Genomic DNA, 16,667 nt, shown 5'->3' with positions numbered 1-16,667 from the left:
AAGTTCCAGGGAAAGGTTCCGCCATGGCCGACTATGTGATCCAGCCCGCGCCCGAAACCACCATCCCCGTGCGGGGCGAGGCCGGGGTGTTTCCCGTCCGCCGCATCTGGTGCGTCGGCCGCAACTACGCGGACCATGCCCGCGAGATGGGCCATGACCCGGACCGCGAGCCACCTTTCTTTTTTTCCAAGCCGGCCAATGCCGCCGTGCCCGGCGGCACGCTGCCCTTCCCCGGCGAGACCAAGGACTTCCACCATGAGGTGGAGCTGGTGGCGGCGCTGGCCAAGGGCGGCAAGGACATCCCGCAGGACCAGGCGCTGGACTGCGTCTACGGCTATGCCATCGGCCTCGACATGACGCGGCGCGACATCCAGGCCGAGGCCAAGAAGATGGGCCGGCCGTGGGAGCTATCGAAGGGCTTCGACCAGTCCTGCCCGATCAGCGAGATCGTGCCCGCCAGCGTCATCGGCCACCCGACGCAGGGCAAGATCGAGGTCACGGTGAACGGCCGCGTGCAGCAGACCGGCGACATGAACCAGATGATCTGGTCGTTGCCCGAGGCCATCGCCTATCTGTCACGCTACGTGGAACTGCTGCCGGGCGACCTGATCATGACCGGCACGCCCGCCGGCGTCAGCGCTGTGAAGCCTGGCGACGTGCTGCACGGCACCTGCGAGGGCGTGGGCGAGATCACCGTCACCTACGCCGGCTGATTCGCCACGGGGGCGCGGCGGGCCTATACCGCGCCCCAGCAAAGCATTCGGGGAAACGGGCCAGCCTTCAGCCCAGGGACCCCCATGACCGGCGCCATCACCGCACTCCTGCTCTGCCAGCTCACCGGCGAGGTGCTGGCGCGCCTGCTGCACCTGCCGGTGCCCGGCCCGGTGCTGGGCATGCTGCTGCTGTTCCTGATCCTGTTGGCACGCGGGCGGCTGGCGGCCGGCGGCGATCAGCCGCCCGAGGCCCTGGGCCGCGTGACCGATGCCCTGTTGTCGCATCTCGGCCTGCTGTTCGTACCGGCCGGCGTCGGCGTCATCGCGCTGCTGCACACCATGGCGGACAATGGCTGGGCGCTGCTGCTGGCCGCCGGCCTGGGCACGCCGCTGACCATGGCGCTGACCGGCCGGCTGGCGCAGGCCGTGCTGCGGCGCTGGGGATGAACGCCATGGCGCCGCCAGACATCGCCGCCATCTGGGTCTACCTGGCGCGGGAGCCGCTGGCGGCGCTGACCGTGACGCTGCTGGCGTGGCTGGTGGCGTTGCGGGTGCAGAAGCTGTGCCGCTTCCATCCGCTGGCCAACCCCATCCCGCTCGCGGTGGCCATCGTCGCCGCCGGGCTGCTGCTCGCGGGGGTGGACTACCGCACCTACTTCCAGGGCGCGCAGTTCGTGCACTTCCTGCTCGGCCCGGCCACCGTGGCGCTGGCGGTGCCTTTGTACCGCCAATGGCGCAGCCTGCGCAGCGTGCTGCTGCCGGCGGCGCTGTGCATCCTCGCCGGCGGCCTGCTGGCATCGGTGTTCGGCGTCGTGGTGGCCCTGGCGCTGGGCGCACCGCCGGACGTGGTGGCCTCGCTGGCGCCGCGCTCCGTCACCACGCCGGTCGCCATGGGCATCGCGGAGCGGCTGGGAGGGGTGCCGGCGCTGGCCGCCGTGGTGGTGCTGTGCTCGGGCATCGCGGGCGCCGTGCTGGGGCCGCTGGCCATGACCTGGGCCGGCGTGCGGGACTGGCGCGCGCGGGGGCTGGCCATCGGCACCACCGCGCACGGCATCGGCACGGCGCGCGCCATCGCGGTGCATCCCGTGGCCGGGGTGTTCAGCGGGCTGGCGATGGGCCTGAATGCCATCGCCACTTCCTTGTGGCTGCCGCTGCTGTGGCGGCTGCTGCGGGGCGGCGGGTGACAACCGCGCCGCCGCTGCCGCGTTGCCCCCCCCGAACCGGGTGCGTCGTGCGTGCCCCAGGCGCCGGGCCGCCGACCTGCTAGGAGCGACGAAAGCAGCCATGGACCATCTTCCGACGACACTGCCGCTGCTGCGGCCCGGCGAAACCTGCTGGCGCCTGGCCAGGGCCGACCGCGCCGCCGTGATCATCGACGCCGACGACTATTTCCGCGCCGCCCGTGCCGCCATGCTGGCGGCCGAGCACCGCATCATGCTGATCGGCTGGGACTTCGACGCGCGCATCCGCCTGAGCCGTGGCACGCCGGCGGACGACGCACCGGCCGAGCTCGGCGCCTTTATCCTGCATCTCGTCAAGCGCCGGCCATCGCTGGAGGTCTACTTGCTGCGCTGGGACCTGGGCGCCTTCAGCACGCTGTTCCGCGGCACCACCGTGTTCACACTGCTGCGCTGGATGAAGCACCCGCGCATCCACACCAAGCTGGACAGCGCCCACCCCACCGCGGCCTCGCACCACCAGAAGATCGTGGTGCTGGACGATTGCCTGGCCTTTTGCGGCGGCATCGACATGACGACCGACCGCTGGGACACCCGCCAGCACCGTGACGAGGAGCCGGACCGCATCCGCCCCAACGGCAAGCCGCACCCGCCCTGGCACGACGCCACCACGGCATTGCAGGGCGAGGCCGCGACGGCGCTGGGCGACCTGGCGCGGGAGCGCTGGCAGGCCGCCGGCGGCGGCGTGCTGGAGCCGGTGCGGAGCGCGACCACCTGCTGGCCAGAGCCGTTGGAGCCGCAGTTCCACGACATCGAGATCGGCATCGCGCGCTCGCGTCCCGACATGCCGGGCATTCCCGCGGCGCTGGAGGTGGAAGCGCTGTACCTGGAGCTGATCGCCCGGGCAAAGCGCTTCATCTACGCCGAAAGCCAGTACTTCGCGTCGCGCCGCATCGCGGAAGCCATGGCGCGGCGGCTGGCAGAGCCGGACGGGCCGGAGATCGTTCTGGTCAACCCCATCACCGCCCAGGGCTGGCTGGAGGTGGCGGCGATGGACACCGCCCGCGCCCGGCTGCACGGCGCGTTGCGGCGGGCCGACAAGCATGGCCGCTTCCGCCTCTACCACCCCTACACCGCCGGCGGCGCCGCGATCTACGTGCATGCCAAGATCATGATCGTCGATGACGAGGTGCTTCGCGTCGGTTCCTCCAACATGAACAACCGCTCGCTGCGGCTGGACACGGAATGCGACGTGGCGCTGGACGCCACCCGGAACCCCGGCACGGGCGACGAGATCCGCGCCATCCGGCTTGGCCTGCTGGCCGAGCACCTGGGCAGCACGCCCGAGGCGGTCGCGGAAGCGCAGCGGCGAACCGGCTCGCTGGTCGCGACGGTGGAAGCGCTGCGGGGCGACGGGCGGTCGCTGCGCCCCTACGAGGAGCCGGACCTCAACGCGGTAGAGGAATGGCTGGCCGACAACGAGGTGCTGGACCCGGAAGGGCCGGACGAGATGTTCGAGACAATGGCCAGGCGCGGACTGTTCCGCGGTGGCCGGCTGCGGAACCTGTTTCGCCGCAAGCCTTTCTGAGACTGATCGGACCCCCCACCATGGACCGCAGCGTGGCGCAGGGCGTCCTGCTTTCCTTTCTCGCATATTTCGCCTACGCGCTCAGCGACGCGGCCGTGAAGCTGCTGGAAGGCGGCATCCATCCCTTTCAGTCTGCGTTCTTCGGCGGCGTCTTCGGGCTGGCGGCCATTCCCTTCGTGCTGCGGCCGGGCGAGCGTCTGTTCCACGCCTTCGCCACCACCAACCGGAAGCTGTGGCTGCTGCGCGCGCTGATGGCGGTGACGGGAGCACTGGGCAGCATCACCGCCTTCACGCACCTGTCCATGGCCGAGGCCTTCTGCCTGCTGTTCCTGCTGCCCGCCTTTGTCACGCTGCTGTCGCTCGTGTTCCTCAAGGAAAGCATCGGCTGGCGGCGCTGGGCCGCCGTGGTGGTGGGCTTCGCCGGTGTGCTGGTCGTGCTGCGGCCGGGCTTCCGGGAACTCAACATCGGGCATCTCGGCGCGGTGGTCGGCGGTTTCTCGGGCGCCGTCACCATCGTGCTGATGCGCGCGCTGGGGGGGCGGGAGCGGCGCATCTCGCTTTACGGTGCCGGGCTGGCGGGGCTGATCGTCGTCGCCGGGGTGCTGATGCTGCCGGAGTTCCGCTGGCCGAATGCCGTGCAATGGCTTTGGCTGGCGGGCTACGGGCTGCTGGCGGCGGTGGCCAATGTGTTGATCATCGCGGCCTCCGCCAAGGCACCGGCCAGCCTGGTGGCGCCGCCGCAATACAGTCAGATGATCTGGGCGATCATCCTGGGCTACCTGGTGTTCCATGACCGGCTGGATTGGCCGATGGCGGTGGGCACGGCGCTGATCGTCGCGTCCGGCCTGCTGACGCTGCTACGCGAAAAGAAGCGCGTGCCGGTGGCCGCGGCGGCGCCCGCGATCCACCCGCAATAGGCGCCCCCCCGCCGCCTCAGAACTCCGACAGTAGCCGGCCGAGGTTCTGCACCTTGTCCTGGATGCCGTTGGCCCGCAGCGCGTGCCAGTAGGTGGCGGTGTTGATCGCCACCACCGGCTTGCCCAGCCACCATTCCGCCGCCGCCGCTTCCCGCACCGCCGACAGGTTGGTGCCCACCTGCACGATGGCGTCCACGTCGTCGCCATCCAGCTCACGCAGGGTGTCGCGCACCTGCTGCGGGGTGACTTCCGCGATGGCGGTCCAAGAGGTGCAGCGCAGGCAGGTTTCGCGCACCGTTTCGAAGCCCATGTCGCCGAAGTAGCGCTTCACCTCGGTGTTGATGGTCGGCCAGTAGGGGGAAAAGAAGGCGATCCGCCTGACGCCGCCATAGGCGCGCAGGGCCGCCGCGCAGGCATGGCTGCCGACGCTGATCTTGATGCCCGCCTCGCTTTCCACCTTGCTCACAAAGGCGTCCGCGCCCTTGGCGCCGTCGAAGAAGGTGACGGCGGACATGCCCATGACCAGGTAGTCCGGCTTGCTGGTCATCACGCTGCGCACCGCGTCCAGCACGTTGGAGGCGATCACCTCCGTGCCGGCGCGGGAGCTTTCGTCGCTCACCGCGTTGGCGTTGGGCGTGAAGATGCGCGAATAGTGGTTGGTCACGCCCACCGGCCGCATCAGGTCGAAATCCGGCTGGACGATGGTATTGGTCGACGGGCCGAGCACGCCGAACTTCGCGCGCCACCCCTGAACGTCGGGCATGATCGGGTTCCTTTGCTTGCGGTGCCGCTGGCCATGCCAACGAGTGCACGGCATGGTGGCGCATCACGTCGCCGGTGGGAAGCAGGGCCATGAGCATCGAAACCGAAGCCGCGCCAGCGGAAGTTGGCCTCAGCGCCGCGCGACTGGCGCGGGTGGATTCCTGGCGCGACGCGCTGGTGGACAGCGGCCGCCTGGCCGGGGCGACCACGCTGGTCATGCGCCGGGGCAGGGTGGCGCATCTCGGTTGTTCGGGCATGGCGGACATGGCGCGCGGCGTGCCGATGCGCGCGGACACCATCCACCGCATCTATTCCATGACCAAGCCGCTCACCAGCGTCGCCGCCATGATGCTGTACGAGGAAGGCCGCTTCCAGCTGGACGATCCCGTCACGCGCTTTCTGCCCGAATTCTCCGGCATGCGGGTCTTCGCCGGCGGCAGCCGCGGGAGCTTCGAAACGGTGCCGGCGGTGCGCAACATCACGGTGCGCGACCTGCTGACCCATACCGCCGGCCTGACCTACGGCATGATGCACGCCAACATGGTGGATGCCATGTACCGCGACCAGGATGTCGACTTCCAGACATCGGACCGCACGCTGGCCGAGGTGGTGGCCACCGCCGCCACCCTGCCGCTGCTGGCGCAGCCCGGGGCGGAATGGAACTATTCCATCGCGACCGACGTGCTGGGCCATCTGGTCGCCGTGCTGTCCGGCCAGGACTTCGGCGCCTTCATGGCGGAACGCATCCTGGCCCCGCTGGGCATGGCGGATACCGGCTTTCACGTGCCGCCCGAACGCCTGTCGCGGCTGGCCGCCAACTACCGCCGCGGCGGCGATGGCCGGCCGGCGCTGATCGACGACCCGCAGGACAGCAGCTTCGCCCGGCCCCGCCGCATCGCCTCGGGCGGCGGCGGGCTGCTGTCGACCGTGGGGGACTACGTCCGCTTCTGCCGTTTCCTGCTGAACCGTGGCGAGCTGGAAGGCACCCGCCTGCTGGGCCGCAAGACGGTGGAGCTGATGATGAGCAACCACCTGCGGGGCGACATGGCGGCGATGGGGCAGCCGCGGTTCTCCGAAAGCACCTTTGAGGGCATCGGCTTCGGGCTGGGCTTCTCGGTCATGCTGGACCCGGCGCGGGCGCAGATCATCGGCACGCCGGGGGAATGCGCCTGGGGCGGCGCAGCCTCCACCGCCTTCTGGGTGGACCCGGTGGAGGAGCTGGCGGTGATCCTGCTGACGCAGCTCATGCCCTCGTCCACCTATCCGCTGCGCCGGGAGCTGCGAGTGCTGTGCTACCAGGCCATCATCGACTGAGTGGCGGCGTGGTCGCGGCCGGCACGGGCTGGGCGCTGGACGCCGCCTGGGCCAGGCGGCGGCGGCGCGGCAGGGGCCAGAACCGGCGCAGGCCACGGCGGCGCTTGGGGGCGTTCGGGTCCTCGTCGGTGCGGCGGGTTTCCGGCATCACGAAGGTCGCCAGCACGAAGGCCAGCATGCCGGCCACCGCCAGAGCGGCGAAAGCGAAGCCCGGGCTGATCCAGGAGGCCAGCGCGCCGGCCAGGGTGGTGCTGATCGTGCCACCTATGCCCATGGACAGGCCGAACAGCGCCATGCACAGGTTGAAACGGTTGCTGCCGCGCGTCAGGTCCGCCGCCAGCAGCGGCACCATGATGCCGAGCGCGGCGGCGCTGACGCCATCCAGCGCCTGCACCGCGATCAACCCGGCCGGATGCTCCACCACCATGAGCAGCAACCCGCGCACCGGCAGGGCGCCAAGGCCCATCATCAGCACGACGCGCCGCCCGCGGCTTTGCGCCAGCCGCCCGACCCAGGGCGAGATGGCGGCCATCACCAGCTGAGGCACCACGATGCAGGCAGCAATGATCAGGTTGGCGCCGGCGCCGGTGGAACGGGTCAGACCCGTGCCGGCCAGCGGCAGCATGGCGGCATTGCCCAGCGTGAACAGCAGGCAGCAGGCGCCGAAGATCAGGACACCCTTGTTGGTGAGCAAAGCCTTGAATTCGCTTGCCGGGGTACGCGGCTTGCGTTCGCGCATGCGTTCCGGCTTCATGGTCGCGCCGCGGATGGCGGCGAGTGCCACCAAGCTCGGGATCACCAGGATGGCGGTCAGCCAGAACACCGCGCCTGCGTAGAAGTAGCTGCCCACCGCGCCCATCAGTGCCGCCGCGATGCCGCTGCCCAGCGAGGCATAGCGCGCGTTGCGCCCCAGCCGCTCGCCCAGGCCGGACCGGCCGACCAGCGCCAGGCTGATGGCGGCGATGGCCGGCGTCAGCACGCAGGACGCGATGCCATGCAGCACCTGCGAGCCGACCACGGGCACCAGGGTGGGCGTGACGACCATCAGCAGGGCACTGCCGGCGATGGCGGCCAGCGCCACCAGCGCCGCCAGCTTTTTACGGGGCGTCGCGTCCACGAGCATGCCGGCGGGCACCTGGCTCAGCATCATGGTGGCGGTGCCGATGCTGAGAACCAGGCCGATCTGCACCTCGGTCCATGCCTGGGTGGTCAGAAACACGACGACGAAGGCGCCGAAGCCGGTTTGTACGTTGGCTGTGAAGAAGTTCAGCCAATCCAGCGCGCTTTCGCTGCGTTTGGTCGCCATGCTGCCGCCTCTGGTTACTGGACGGGCTTCTGACCCTCCGCCGCCGCCGCGTCCAGGGCCGGTGGAACAGCCAGGGTCGCCGCCTCGCCGTCCTTAAAGTCCGGAAGGTCACGAAGTTGCTCATGGCTGAGGCTCAGCCGGATACCATCCGCGTTGAAGCTCAGCGTCCGCCATGCAACCGCGATGCGTTGCTTGCCGACGCCCAGAAACCCGCCGTAGTCCACCACCCCGGCGCGGGGCGTGCCATGGGCATCCATCAGGATGTTGACCAGCTGCCCGACCACCGTGCCGGAAGGCTCCTTGATGTCGCGGCCCAGCACGGCGAAGGCCGCGTCCGCCGCCAGTGGCTCCCGCCCGGCCAGGGGCAGGGTGGGCTTCGCCTCGGCCGGGGCATTGGCCGGCGCGGCGGCTGGCGGGGGCGCCTGCGCCCAGGCCAGCGACGGCAGCAGCAGCAGCGCCATCGCTATGTGGGAAAGCGTCGGGGTCGGGATCGGACGGGGCATGGCCGATACCTGCGCTCATGCGCCGGCCCCTGCAAGCCCCGCGTCGCATGCTCAGGCCGCCGGGCGGCGCAGGGCCCCTTCCAGCAGCTCCAGCTGCCGGGCGATGCGCGACAGCGGATCGACCATCCCGGCTGCCGCGGGGGGCGCCGGGCGCGGGTCCAGCGCGCCGCCGCCGCTGGCCAGCCGCGCCAGGGAGGTGGCAATCCAGTCGCGCCATGCCAGCCCTTCTGTGGCGTCCAGCCCGGCGCGGGCCGGGTCATGCCGCAGGGCGGACAGCCGGCCCGCGATGCGGCGCAGCGTGGCATCCACCAGCGTGGCGGTGCCAAGCTCGGCCCGGCGCCGGCCGCGCGGCTCCTGCAAGGCGCGGGAGATAGAGGCCTCCAGGTTGTTGGTGGCCATGCCGGCGGCACGACGGGCGGCCTCGGCCGTATCCGCCCCGCGCTCGCCCACCAGCTCTGACAGCACGGCGCGGGCATAGGCGGCATGGGCGGCAATGGCGGCGCGCTGCTCGCCGCCCAGCCGGCGCGGTTCCCAGCTCGGCCACAGCAGCAGCCAGCCCAGGATGGCGATCAGCCCGCCGGCGGTGGTGAAGGCCGCGCGCAGCCCCGCCACGGCCCAGGAGCTGTGGCCGGGGTGCACCAGCTCCATCAGGATCACCACGATGGGCGTGATGCCGGCGATCCAGAAGGCGAAGCTGACCTGCCGCGCGGTGAAGGTGATCATGCACAACGGAAACAGCATGGCGGCCAGCACCAGCGGCGACTGCGCGAAATAGGCCAGTACTGCGCCGACCACGCCGCCCAGCACGGTGCCGCCGATGCGCTCCAGCGCCCGCTGCCAGGTGGCGGCATAGAAGGGCTGCAGCGTGACCACCACCGTGATGGGCAGCCAGTGGGCGAACTCGTCGCTGAACGGCGCGGTGGCCAGCAGGGCCGGGGCGCCGATCACCGCGACCCGCAGGGCATGCCGCAGCGTGGCCGAGGACCAGGACAGGTTGGCCCGCACCGGCCCCAGCACCCGCGCCGCCCAGGGCTCCGCCTGGGTGGAACCGACGCCGCCGCCGGGCAGAAAGCCTTCGGGCGTGCTGAGCCGCGCGGCGATGCGCAGCCGCTCGGCCATCGCGTCGGCCAGCGGCGCCAGGACGGGGTCGGCGCCGGCGGCGGCCTGCAGCCGCGCCGTGGCGCGTTCCAGCACGGCGGCGCGCACCGGCGTGTCATGCTCGATGGCATGGGCCAGCACCACCAGCATCGGGCGCAGCACCCGCAGAAGCGGCTCGGCTGCCCCCAGGCGGGCCGGGTCGGTGGTGACTTCCAGCTGGTCGGACAGCGCGATCAGGTGGCCGAACAGCTGGTCGCAGGCTTCCAGGCGAAGCAGCGCCTGGGCGCCGCGCAGCGACAGGCGGCCCCGCATGCCCACCAGGTCCATGACGATCACCCGCGCGTGCTCGATCTCCTCGCGCACGGCGCGGCGGTGGGCGCGGCCATGCGCGTCCCATCCCTCTGTCCCGGCCTCGCCGGCCAGCAGCAGCGTGCGCTGGTCGGCGGCCAGCTCGGCCAGGCGGCGCCACGCCCCCGCCACGGCGGCCCGCGCCGGGCGGTAGGGATGCACGCGCCAGATCAACATGGTCAGCAGCGTCGCCCACAGCCCGCCGGCGGCGAACATGGTGCCGATCTCCAGCGCCTGCCGGGGATCCAGCGGCTTTGTGAGGGACAGGATCACGACGATGGACAGCACGTTGCCCACCGCCGTGGCGCCCGTGCCCCAGACCCGCGCGAAGCTGAAGCCGAACAGCCCGAGGCAGGCCAGAGGTATGGCGATGGCAAGCCCCTCGGCCCGCAACAGGCCGAAGCCCATCCAGGTCAGGGCACCGATGCCGCTGAAGGCCAGCAGCGCCGGCACGCGAAAGCGGATGGGCCCGCCGGCATCGCACAGGCAGGTGAAGAATGCCGCCAGCGCCATGTAGACCAGCGGCGGCCAGGCCAGGAACTCGTTGAGCAGGATGACCAGCGCGCAGGCCAGCGCGGCGCGGATGCCTTCGGCCAGCTCCAGCGCGCGAAGATCCAGGCCCAGGGGCAGCCGGGCGAGGTCGGCGCCAGGGTTGCGCGGGGTGCCGTGGCGCCGCCAGCGGCGCCGCGGGGGGCTGTCAGTGGGCGCCATGTCCGCTCCGATCGGGCGCCGGGCTCTTAGGCCGCGCGGCGCCCGAAGGCCAGACGTGGGCGCCGGTCAGGTGGCGATGCTGGCGACGGAGCCGCCGTCCACCCGGATGCTGGCGCCGTTGACGAAGGACGCCTGGGCGGAGCACAGGAACAGGATGGCGGCCGCCACCTCCTCGGCCTCGCCGCGCCGCTTCAGCTCCAGGGTAGGGCGTTCCTCCTTCAGAAAGCTCTCGATCGCCTCCTGCTTGTCCGTGCCGCGCTCGGCGGCGCGCTTGTCCATCATGGCGTCCGTCATCGGCGTGGCGATGAAAGCGGGGGCGACCGTGTTGGTGAGGATGCCGTCCTTGGCATAGGCCTTGGACAGGCCCTTGGCGAGGTTCAGGATGCCGGCCTTGCTGGCGCAATAGGGCAGCTCGTCCGCATAAGGCTGCACGGCGTCCTCGGACGCCACCAGCACGATGCGGCCCCACCCCTTGGCCCGCATGCCGGGCAGGGCGGCACGCGCCATCCGGACCGCCGACATCAGGTTGGTGTTCAGCGCCTCCATCCAGTCGTCGTCCGTGGCTTCCAGAAAGTCGCCCTGCTTGCCGGTGATGCCGGCACAGTTGACCAGGATGTCCGGCGTGCCGAAGGCCGACGTGGCCTGGCGCACCACGGCCTCGGCCGCCGCCGCGTCCGTCAGCCCGGCGGGCGCGCCGTCCACCTGCCCCAGGGGACGGAGTTGCCGGAGCGCCGCTTCCAACCTGTCCGGATACTGGTCCGTGATGAAGACCTTGGCGCCTTCCCGCAACAACAGCGTGGCGGTCTGAAAGCCCATGCCGGAATCGGCACCGGTCACCAGGGCGACGCGGCCCTCCAGTCCGTAATTCATGCGATCCATCCTGCGAAGCGACGCCAAGCAGAATGCCTTCGCGGCCCGATGGTTACAGGCTGTGCTGCCCCGGCAGGCCGGGCACGGTGCGTTCCAGCACCCGCATCACCTCGCCCAGGAATTGCCGGGTGGTCTGCGACAACGGCCGGCGCGCCGACCAGAAGGCATGCGCCACGGAGGGGATGGCGGGCAGGAAGGGCCGCACCGTCAGGCCGCGCGCGGCTTCCCCCAGGTGCTGGCCCGCAGCGTCGCGCGTCGGCGAGAAGGGGTCCACCACGGCGGCGCCGAGGCCGGAGGCCGCCAGCACGCAGGCGGTGTCGCAGTAGCGCACCTCGGCCCGGAAGGCGAAGGGCTGGCGGGCGGCGAGAAAGGCATCCCGCACCGCGATGCCCATGCGCGTGCCATCTTCCAGAGCGATGAAGGGATGCGCGGCGAGGTCCTGCGGCGTGACCACCGGCAGGGCCGCCAGCGGGTGGTCCGGCCGCAGCACGCAGACCATGCGGCCGGCATACAGCGGGCGTGCCTCCAGCCCCTGGTGATGGCCCAGCCCGAGCCCGAAGCCGAGGTCGGTGGTGCCGCCCTCCACGCTGCGCACCACCTCGTCCAGGTTGCGGACGTCGAAGAAGATGCGCAACCGCGGGTGGCGCCGGAGAAAGGCCTCCAGCGCCGCGGGGATGGCCGCGTGGCCCAGCGGCGGGGTGCTGAGGATGCGCAGGCGGGTGATCTTGTCGTCCCGCAGGTCCTGCAGCTTCAGCTCCAGGGCGGCGTGGATGGCGAACAGCGGCTCGGCATCCTCTTGCAGCACGCGGGCGGCCTCCGTCGGGAACAGGCGGTTGTTGACCCGCTCGAACAAGGCGAAGCCGAGCTGGGCCTCCATGTGGCGGATGGCGCTGCTGACCGCGGGCTGTGACATGTTGAGGGCGAGGGCCGCGGCGGTGGTGGTTTCCCCGCGGATCACGGCGCGCAGGATTTCGAGCTGTCGGAGGGTCATGATTCAGGCAGGGTATAACCTGAATGATTGGTTGTGCCGCATTTCAAATGGTTCAGCCGCTTGAACTGCCCTGAGATTGTGCGACGGTGGGCGCAACAGCCATAAGACCAGGATCACGCGCATGCCCCGCAAACTCCGGATCGCCGCCGCCCAGATGGGCCCCACACAGAAGGCCGAGCCCCGCGCCACCACCCTTGGCCGCATGGTGTCCCTCCTGGAACAGGCGGCGGCGCAGGGGGCGCAGCTGGTGGTGTTCCCGGAACTCGCCTTCACCACCTTCTTCCCCCGCTGGCTGCTGAGCGGCGAGGAGCTGGAAAGCTACTACGAGACGGCCATGCCCAACCCCCAGGTGCAGCCGCTGTTCGACCGGGCGCGGGAGCTCGGCATCGGCTTCTATGTGGGCTACGCGGAGAAGACGCCGGAAGGCCTGCACTACAACAGCGCCATCACGGTCGGGCCGGACGGCGCCACCCTGGGCAAGTACCGCAAGGTGCACCTGCCCGGCAGCGTGGAGCCGCGCGAGGGGTCGCGCTTCCAGCAGCTGGAAAAGCGCTACTTCGAGTACGGCGACCTGGGTTTCCCGGCTTTTCGCGGCGCCGAGGCTTGGCACCGCCCCGTCATGGGCATGCTGATCTGCAACGACCGCCGCTGGCCCGAGGCCTGGCGGGTCTACGGCCTGCAGGACGTGGAGCTGATGGTGATGGGCTACAACTCCGCCGCCTACGACCCCAACGGCGGCAGCACGGAGGACGCCAAGCTGCGCACCTTCCATTCCACCATGGCGGCGCAGTCCAACGCCTACATGAATGCCACCTGGGCGGTCAGTGTCGCCAAGGCCGGCGACGAGGATGGCTCCGGCCTTATCGGCGGTTCCTGCATCGTCAGCCCCGATGGGGTGGTGGTGGCCCAGGCGCAGACGCTGGCCGACGAGATCGTTTGCGCCGAGATCGACCTCGACGCCGTGCGCCAGGGCAAGGACAAGATGTTCCACTTCGCCAGCCACCGCCGGCCGGAACACTACCGTCGCATCGTCGACCAAGTCGGCGCGCAGGCGCCGGCATGAGCGCACTGCCGGATATTTCGGGCTTCCGGCATGTGCCGTCGCGCCATTGGGGGCGCTGGCTGGCCGTGGCCGTCATCCTGGTGCTGCTGGTGCTGCTGGTCCGGGCCTTCGCGCAGGGGCAGATCGAGTGGGACTACGTCGGCCGGTTTCTGACCGCGCCGGCCATCCTGCAGGGGCTGGTCAACACCATCTGGATGTCGATCGCCGCCATGGCGCTGGGCATCGCGCTCGGCGTCGGCACCGCCATCATGCGGATGTCGCCCAACCCGGTGCTGCAGGGCGTGGCCATGGGCTACACCTGGCTGTTCCGCGGCACGCCGGTGATCCTGCAGCTGCTGCTGTGGTTCAACCTGGCGCTGGTCTTCCCGCGCCTCGGCTTCGGCGACTGGTCGTTCCGCACGGTCGATGTCGTGACGCCGGCGCTGGCAGCACTCCTTGGCCTCGGCATCAACCAGGGGGCCTATACCTCGGAGGTCGTGCGCGGCGGCATGCTGTCGGTCGATACCGGGCAATACGAGGCCGCCAAGGCGATCGGCATGACGCGGCTGCGCGCGCTGCGCCGCATCGTGTTTCCGCAGGCGATGCGCGTGATCATCCCACCGCTGGGCAATGAATTTATCGGCATGGTGAAGCTGACCTCGCTGGCCAGCGTCATCCAGTTCGCCGAGATCCTGCACAACGCGCAGAACATCTACTACGCCAACTCACGGGTGATCGAACTGCTGATCGTGGCCGGCATCTGGTACCTGGTCGTCGTGTCCGTGCTGACGCCGGCGCAGATGCTGCTGGAACGCCGCTTCTCGCGCGGCGCGGGAGGCGGCCGATGAGCCCGCTGGTTTCCATCGTCAATGTCGAGAAGCACTTCGGCAGCTTCCACGCGCTGAAGGGCGTGTCGCTGGACGTCAAGGCGGGCGAGGTGCTGTGCATCATCGGCGCCTCCGGCTCCGGCAAGACCACGCTGCTGCGCTGCGTCAACCAGTTGGTGGAGCCGGATGCCGGCGCCATCTGGATCGATGGCGAGCTGACCGGCTTCCGCATCCAGGGCCAGAGCCTGCACAAGCTGCCGGAAGCCGAGATCGCCCGGCAGCGGCTGGCGACCGGCATGGTGTTCCAGCGCTTCAACCTGTTTCCGCACATGACGGCGCTGGAAAACATCATGGAGGGCCCGGTGCAGGTGCAGCGCCGCCCGAAGCGCGAGGTGGAGGCCGAGGCCCGCGCGCTGCTGGCCCGCGTCGGGCTGGAGGCGAAGGCCGATTCCTACCCGGCCAACCTCTCGGGCGGCCAGCAGCAGCGCGTGGCCATCGCGCGCGCGCTGTGCATGCGCCCCAAGCTGATGCTGTTCGACGAGCCGACCAGCGCGCTGGACCCCGAGCTGGTGGGCGACGTGCTGGCCGCGATGAAGGAGCTTGCCCGTTCCGGCATGACGATGATCGTGGTCACGCATGAGCTGGGCTTCGCCCGCGAGGTGGCCGACCGCGTGGTCTTCATGGACCATGGCGCGATCGTCGAATCGGGTCCCGCCGATGCCGTCCTGGGCAACCCGCGCGAGGCGCGGACCCAGGCCTTCCTGTCCGCCGTCCTGTCCTGAAAGCCGCCGCCATGAACAAGACCCTCGCCCTCGCCGCCGCGCTGCTGGCGACCACGACCATCGCCCAGGCGGCCGAGCTGCCTTCGCGCATCGCCTCGCGCGGGACGCTGATCGCCGCCATCGTGCCGAACTACCCGCCGCTGGAGATGCGCGACCCCGCGACCAACGAGCTGACCGGCTTCGACGTCGAGATGGGCAACGCCCTGGCCGCCAAGCTTGGCGTGCGCATGCAGTGGCAGGAAACCAGCTTCGACCAGATGCTGGCTTCCGTCCGCACCGGGCGCGTGGACATCATCCTGTCCGGCATGAGCGACTTGAAGCCGCGGCAGGAAACCGCGACCTTTATCGACTACCTGCGCAGCGGCTCGCAGTTCTTCACCCAGGCGAGCCGCGCCGGAGAGTTCGCCACGCCGGAGGCGCTGTGCGGCAAGCGGGTCGGCGCCAGCCGCCGCACCGCGCTGCCGAATGACATCAAGACCTTCAGCGATGCCGAATGTGTCGCCAAGGGCCGCCCGGCCATCGACTACGTCCCCACCGAGGGCTCGGCCGACGCGCGCACCCAGCTGCGCCAGGGTCGCATCGATGCCGCCATGCAGGGTGGCGAGACGCTGCCCTACATCATGGGCCTGGAACCCAACACCTACGCCCCGGTGGGCGAGCCGGTGCGCTACACGCTGATGGGCATCGCGGTGGGCAAGGAAGAGGCGCAGCTGCAGCAGGCGCTGGCCGATGGCGTGCGCGCGCTGGTGGCCGACGGCACCTACGCCAAGCTGCTGGCCAAGTGGCAGCTCACCCCCTCCGCCATCCCGGAAGTGCAGATCAATGGCGGCAACTGATGGGCTGAAGGCGGGGCTTGACGCCCTGCCGCTCCTGCCGGCCAACCGGGCGCCGCTGGCGCCCGAATACCCCTGGCCCGACGGCAACCAGGCCGCGATGTTCCTGTCCTTCGACGTGGACGCCGAAAGCGCCTGGACCGCCAAGGACCCCGCCCGCTACGGCGAGCTGGTGACCATGTCCTTCGGCGGCTACGAGGCGCGCGTCGGCACGCCGAAGCTGCTGGAGATGCTGCGGCAGCAGGCGCTGAAGGCCACCTTCTTCATCACCGGCTGGTCGGTCGAGGCGCATCCGGCGATGTGCGAGGCAATCCTGCGCGATGGCCACGAGATCGGCCACCACGGCTTCCACCACCTGATGCCCCAGCCCGGCGACCCGATGCTGGTGGAGGAGGTGGACCGTGGGCTGGACACGCTGAAGCGCCGCCTTGGCGTGGTGCCCAAGGGCTATCGCGCACCCTCCGGCGAGTTCTGCGAGGAGCTGCGCGTGCTGCTGAAGGCGCGCGGGCTGGTCTACACTTCCTCCTTCCGCGACGACGTGCGACCCTATCGCCACCTGCTGGCAGATGGCACGCCGGGGCTGGTGGAGCTGCCGGTGACGGCCAGCTACGACGACTGGCTGCTCGGCCTGTCGCAGCGCTACAGCCGCCACACGCTGCTGACGCGCGAGCAGGTGCTGTCGCTCTGGACCGACGAGCTGGCGGAGCTGCGCGACTGGGGCGCCATGGCCACCACCGTGCTGCACCCGCAATGCAGCGGCCGGCCGATGCGCCTGCGCCTCCTGCGCGAGTTCCTGGAGCACGCGCGGACTTATGGCGACGTCTGGATCACCACGGGCGAGCAGATCGCGGCGCATTTCGCCGCCTGCGAGGCCGGCGGCTAAC

General features: G+C 70.6%; 17 protein-coding genes. 11 read left to right on the top strand and 6 right to left on the bottom strand.

What is annotated here, in order from left to right:
- Positions 1–23: 23 nt before the first annotated feature.
- The 5 genes from IAI59_RS18990 (at position 24) to IAI59_RS18970 (ending at position 4,396) form a co-directional block, all read left to right on the top strand.
- The gene (locus IAI59_RS18990) at positions 24–713 is read left to right on the top strand and encodes a fumarylacetoacetate hydrolase family protein (RefSeq protein ID WP_207415948.1); all 690 of its coding nucleotides are present in this window, start codon (positions 24–26) and stop codon (positions 711–713) included.
- An 84-nt stretch (positions 714–797) separates the two neighbouring features.
- Positions 798–1,160: a CidA/LrgA family protein gene (locus IAI59_RS18985; RefSeq protein WP_207415947.1), complete on the top strand. Its 363-nt coding sequence runs from the start codon at positions 798–800 to the stop codon at positions 1,158–1,160.
- Between the two features lie 5 nt (positions 1,161–1,165).
- Complete coding sequence (locus tag IAI59_RS18980) at positions 1,166–1,897, top strand: LrgB family protein (RefSeq protein ID WP_207415946.1); 732 nt, start codon at positions 1,166–1,168, stop codon at positions 1,895–1,897.
- A gap of 100 nt (positions 1,898–1,997) precedes the next feature.
- On the top strand, positions 1,998–3,479 hold the full coding sequence (locus IAI59_RS18975) for a phospholipase D-like domain-containing protein (protein WP_207415945.1): 1,482 nt from the start codon (positions 1,998–2,000) through the stop codon (positions 3,477–3,479).
- A 20-nt stretch (positions 3,480–3,499) separates the two neighbouring features.
- A complete protein-coding gene (locus tag IAI59_RS18970) occupies positions 3,500–4,396 on the top strand; it encodes a DMT family transporter (protein WP_207415944.1) in 897 nt (298 codons plus the stop codon).
- A 16-nt stretch (positions 4,397–4,412) separates the two neighbouring features.
- On the opposite strand, the gene IAI59_RS18965 is transcribed toward IAI59_RS18970, so the two are convergent.
- A complete protein-coding gene (locus IAI59_RS18965; RefSeq protein ID WP_207415943.1) occupies positions 4,413–5,159 on the bottom strand; it encodes a maleate cis-trans isomerase family protein in 747 nt (248 codons plus the stop codon).
- Between the two features lie 89 nt (positions 5,160–5,248).
- On the opposite strand from IAI59_RS18965, the gene IAI59_RS18960 reads away from it, so the two are divergent.
- Positions 5,249–6,472 (top strand): serine hydrolase domain-containing protein, encoded by a 1,224-nt coding sequence (locus IAI59_RS18960; RefSeq protein WP_207415942.1) that lies wholly within the window; start codon positions 5,249–5,251, stop codon positions 6,470–6,472.
- Here IAI59_RS18960 and IAI59_RS18955 read toward each other — a convergent pair.
- The 5 genes from IAI59_RS18955 to IAI59_RS18935 all read right to left on the bottom strand — a co-directional run bounded on the left by IAI59_RS18955 (position 6,462) and on the right by IAI59_RS18935 (position 12,299).
- The gene (locus tag IAI59_RS18955; protein WP_207415941.1) at positions 6,462–7,778 is read right to left on the bottom strand and encodes an MFS transporter; all 1,317 of its coding nucleotides are present in this window, start codon (positions 7,776–7,778) and stop codon (positions 6,462–6,464) included. The genes IAI59_RS18960 and IAI59_RS18955 overlap by 11 nt on opposite strands.
- Positions 7,779–7,792: 14 nt before the next feature.
- Positions 7,793–8,281 (bottom strand): hypothetical protein, encoded by a 489-nt coding sequence (locus IAI59_RS18950; protein ID WP_207415940.1) that lies wholly within the window; start codon positions 8,279–8,281, stop codon positions 7,793–7,795.
- Positions 8,282–8,332: 51 nt separating this feature from the next.
- Positions 8,333–10,438: an FUSC family protein gene (locus tag IAI59_RS18945; RefSeq protein WP_207415939.1), complete on the bottom strand. Its 2,106-nt coding sequence runs from the start codon at positions 10,436–10,438 to the stop codon at positions 8,333–8,335.
- Positions 10,439–10,504: 66 nt separating this feature from the next.
- On the bottom strand, positions 10,505–11,308 hold the full coding sequence (locus IAI59_RS18940) for an SDR family NAD(P)-dependent oxidoreductase (RefSeq protein WP_207415938.1): 804 nt from the start codon (positions 11,306–11,308) through the stop codon (positions 10,505–10,507).
- Positions 11,309–11,360: 52 nt separating this feature from the next.
- Positions 11,361–12,299 carry a LysR family transcriptional regulator gene (locus IAI59_RS18935; protein WP_207415937.1) on the bottom strand — a complete coding sequence of 313 codons (939 nt, stop codon included), beginning with the start codon at positions 12,297–12,299 and terminating at the stop codon, positions 11,361–11,363.
- A 121-nt stretch (positions 12,300–12,420) separates the two neighbouring features.
- On the opposite strand from IAI59_RS18935, the gene IAI59_RS18930 reads away from it, so the two are divergent.
- Genes IAI59_RS18930 through IAI59_RS18910 form a run of 5 tightly spaced genes read left to right on the top strand, consistent with a single transcriptional unit; the run spans position 12,421 to position 16,666 of the window.
- A complete protein-coding gene (locus IAI59_RS18930; RefSeq protein WP_207415936.1) occupies positions 12,421–13,362 on the top strand; it encodes an N-carbamoyl-D-amino-acid hydrolase in 942 nt (313 codons plus the stop codon).
- Entirely contained in the window at positions 13,359–14,189 is an 831-nt protein-coding gene (locus IAI59_RS18925; protein WP_207415935.1) for an amino acid ABC transporter permease, read from the top strand. The genes IAI59_RS18930 and IAI59_RS18925 overlap by 4 nt, the downstream gene beginning before the upstream one ends.
- A complete protein-coding gene (locus IAI59_RS18920) occupies positions 14,186–14,950 on the top strand; it encodes an amino acid ABC transporter ATP-binding protein (RefSeq protein WP_207415934.1) in 765 nt (254 codons plus the stop codon). The genes IAI59_RS18925 and IAI59_RS18920 overlap by 4 nt, the downstream gene beginning before the upstream one ends.
- Before the next feature lie 11 nt (positions 14,951–14,961).
- A complete protein-coding gene (locus tag IAI59_RS18915) occupies positions 14,962–15,786 on the top strand; it encodes an ABC transporter substrate-binding protein (protein ID WP_207415933.1) in 825 nt (274 codons plus the stop codon).
- Positions 15,773–16,666: a polysaccharide deacetylase family protein gene (locus IAI59_RS18910; RefSeq protein ID WP_207415932.1), complete on the top strand. Its 894-nt coding sequence runs from the start codon at positions 15,773–15,775 to the stop codon at positions 16,664–16,666. The genes IAI59_RS18915 and IAI59_RS18910 overlap by 14 nt, the downstream gene beginning before the upstream one ends.
- Position 16,667: the final 1 nt, after the last annotated feature.

The organism is Roseomonas haemaphysalidis (genome assembly GCF_017355405.1).
GTDB classification, from domain to species: domain Bacteria; phylum Pseudomonadota; class Alphaproteobacteria; order Acetobacterales; family Acetobacteraceae; genus Pseudoroseomonas; species Pseudoroseomonas haemaphysalidis.
Note: the sequence above shows the minus strand (reverse complement) of the source record. Positions and strands in the feature narration are given on the sequence as shown.

Excerpts from the sequence above, each read along its gene's own strand:
- IAI59_RS18990 (WP_207415948.1), top strand. The coding sequence starts at position 24 with ATGGCCGACTATGTGATCCAGCCCGCGCCCGAAACCACCATCCCCGTG.
- IAI59_RS18985 (WP_207415947.1), top strand. The coding sequence starts at position 798 with ATGACCGGCGCCATCACCGCACTCCTGCTCTGCCAGCTCACCGGCGAG.
- IAI59_RS18980 (WP_207415946.1), top strand. The coding sequence starts at position 1,166 with ATGGCGCCGCCAGACATCGCCGCCATCTGGGTCTACCTGGCGCGGGAG.
- IAI59_RS18975 (WP_207415945.1), top strand. The coding sequence starts at position 1,998 with ATGGACCATCTTCCGACGACACTGCCGCTGCTGCGGCCCGGCGAAACC.
- IAI59_RS18970 (WP_207415944.1), top strand. The coding sequence starts at position 3,500 with ATGGACCGCAGCGTGGCGCAGGGCGTCCTGCTTTCCTTTCTCGCATAT.
- IAI59_RS18965 (WP_207415943.1), bottom strand. The coding sequence starts at position 5,159 with ATGCCCGACGTTCAGGGGTGGCGCGCGAAGTTCGGCGTGCTCGGCCCG.
- IAI59_RS18960 (WP_207415942.1), top strand. The coding sequence starts at position 5,249 with ATGAGCATCGAAACCGAAGCCGCGCCAGCGGAAGTTGGCCTCAGCGCC.
- IAI59_RS18955 (WP_207415941.1), bottom strand. The coding sequence starts at position 7,778 with ATGGCGACCAAACGCAGCGAAAGCGCGCTGGATTGGCTGAACTTCTTC.
- IAI59_RS18950 (WP_207415940.1), bottom strand. The coding sequence starts at position 8,281 with ATGCCCCGTCCGATCCCGACCCCGACGCTTTCCCACATAGCGATGGCG.
- IAI59_RS18945 (WP_207415939.1), bottom strand. The coding sequence starts at position 10,438 with ATGGCGCCCACTGACAGCCCCCCGCGGCGCCGCTGGCGGCGCCACGGC.
- IAI59_RS18940 (WP_207415938.1), bottom strand. The coding sequence starts at position 11,308 with ATGAATTACGGACTGGAGGGCCGCGTCGCCCTGGTGACCGGTGCCGAT.
- IAI59_RS18935 (WP_207415937.1), bottom strand. The coding sequence starts at position 12,299 with ATGACCCTCCGACAGCTCGAAATCCTGCGCGCCGTGATCCGCGGGGAA.
- IAI59_RS18930 (WP_207415936.1), top strand. The coding sequence starts at position 12,421 with ATGCCCCGCAAACTCCGGATCGCCGCCGCCCAGATGGGCCCCACACAG.
- IAI59_RS18925 (WP_207415935.1), top strand. The coding sequence starts at position 13,359 with ATGAGCGCACTGCCGGATATTTCGGGCTTCCGGCATGTGCCGTCGCGC.
- IAI59_RS18920 (WP_207415934.1), top strand. The coding sequence starts at position 14,186 with ATGAGCCCGCTGGTTTCCATCGTCAATGTCGAGAAGCACTTCGGCAGC.
- IAI59_RS18915 (WP_207415933.1), top strand. The coding sequence starts at position 14,962 with ATGAACAAGACCCTCGCCCTCGCCGCCGCGCTGCTGGCGACCACGACC.
- IAI59_RS18910 (WP_207415932.1), top strand. The coding sequence starts at position 15,773 with ATGGCGGCAACTGATGGGCTGAAGGCGGGGCTTGACGCCCTGCCGCTC.